The following is a 1,675-nucleotide window of genomic DNA, read 5'->3' as shown; positions in this document are numbered from 1 at the left end:
GCTGAAAGTTTTCGATCGCAATTACCGCCGGGGATTAGCAACCTCTATCGCGTTGATGCGCTCCCGGCTCTGCGCGCTCGTCTGAAGGGTGATGACGCTACTTTGCATACATCGGGATTATCGGCGTTTATTTCGGCACTCCAGGCGATTGTATCCCATCAGCGGGAGGAATTAGCCGAGGTGCGGATGCCTGTATTGCAATCTTTGGGATTGGAGATTCAAGGCTTATTACAAGCGCAGATTGCTAAGTTAAAAGCAGAAATTGATGAAAATAAAGAGAAATGCGATCGAGAATTAGCTCTCAAAAATCAAGCCCAAAAATTAATTAAAGCTGGCTGGGAAAATAGTCTCAAAGATGTCGAGCAATGGTTGTATTTACCAAACTTGATTGGTTTTTATCAAGCTCCACTAATTACAGTCATTAGACAGCAAGGCTTTAGTGAATGGGAATCGAGCAACGTTCGCCCGCGATTGCGACATTCTCAACAAGAAATTAACGATTGGGTAACTAAAGCTGAAAGCTTTTTTAATACTCCTTCAGTCGCACCATTGCAGATCGTTTTACCCGATCCACCCGAACTATTATTATCCGAACCATCGCTGCCATCGCCACCAGAACAAACATCTACTCGCGATAGTTTGACCCCGACAGCACTGGCTACCGGATTGGGTTGGGTATTGGGTGGGCCGTTAGGTGCCGTGGTTGCGGGTAGTGCGACGACGATTGCTAATAAGTTATCTGGAGATCGACCTTCAGACAATACTAGCAATAGTAATAGTAATTATGATGCCGAAATATCGGAGGCTTATCTCGATGCTGCTGCGGATTATTTATTTAGATTGAATACCGAGACAATGGCAACAATTAAAGCCTATCGCGATCGGGCAATGGTGGCGATCGATCCAGAAATTAAGATCGATCGGCAAATCGATCCGCAACAGCAACAAAATTTGGTGGTTTTAGAACGATGTTCGATCGATATCCTATCTTCTATGCCCGCTCATCAAGCGAATTAGATTTGCAGATTAGAAGTTGTAAATATCTCAATCGATTTCATGCATAAAACAACTTAGTTGTGCTATAATATTAATCTGGTGAAATTGCCGACAAATGTTCTGATTCTGTATATCTGACTGGTGCGCCAGCCTTTGGTCTGAGCGCGTACCGTCGTTTGAAATTAGCCGCCGTGCGATTAGCTTAGTTGGTAAAGCAGCCGAGGTATCGGTCGAGCCTGGGTTCGAGTCCTAGATCGTACAACCTAAAAGTTAGCTCATTCGGTAGAGCGGTTGGTGTTTCGCCAATTGGTAGCAGGTTCGAGTCCCGCACTTTTAACAAAACCCTCCAGCCAAAGAGGTTAAAGTTAGGCACCTTACTTAGGATGAGGCGGCGCAAGCCGAACCAAGCCAAAGGTTAAATCAGGCAACTTCTTAACGAAGCTGGCGAAAGCTAAAAAACGGTACGAGAGCAATCTCAATATGGTTCGAGTCCATTATTTTCAACTCTGTAAAGTTGGCGTTTTGCTAAAATTTAGTCGCCTAGCGGCTGAATTTCGCAGCAGTTTGGTACTAGTGCGATCGCGTGCATCTTTTATTTGAGTATTTTCCTTCAGCTACTATTATTGGCGTTCCTGCGGGAACGATGGTATTAGTACGAACGATATATCTGCCGATCGAG

General features: G+C 44.7%; 2 tRNA genes and 1 pseudogene. All 3 read left to right on the top strand.

Annotated elements, in window-relative coordinates:
- Positions 1-1,017, top strand: a pseudogene (locus RMO79_RS01510) (dynamin); the annotation flags it as partial.
- A 170-nt stretch (positions 1,018-1,187) separates the two neighbouring features.
- Positions 1,188-1,257, top strand: a tRNA-OTHER gene (locus tag RMO79_RS01505).
- A 3-nt stretch (positions 1,258-1,260) separates the two neighbouring features.
- Positions 1,261-1,333 (top strand) — tRNA-Lys (locus RMO79_RS01500).
- Positions 1,334-1,675 lie beyond the last annotated feature (342 nt).

The sequence above is a fragment of the Chamaesiphon sp. VAR_48_metabat_403 genome (assembly GCF_031422475.1).
Taxonomy (GTDB): domain Bacteria; phylum Cyanobacteriota; class Cyanobacteriia; order Cyanobacteriales; family Chamaesiphonaceae; genus Chamaesiphon.
This window is presented reverse-complemented; position numbering and strand designations above follow the sequence as displayed.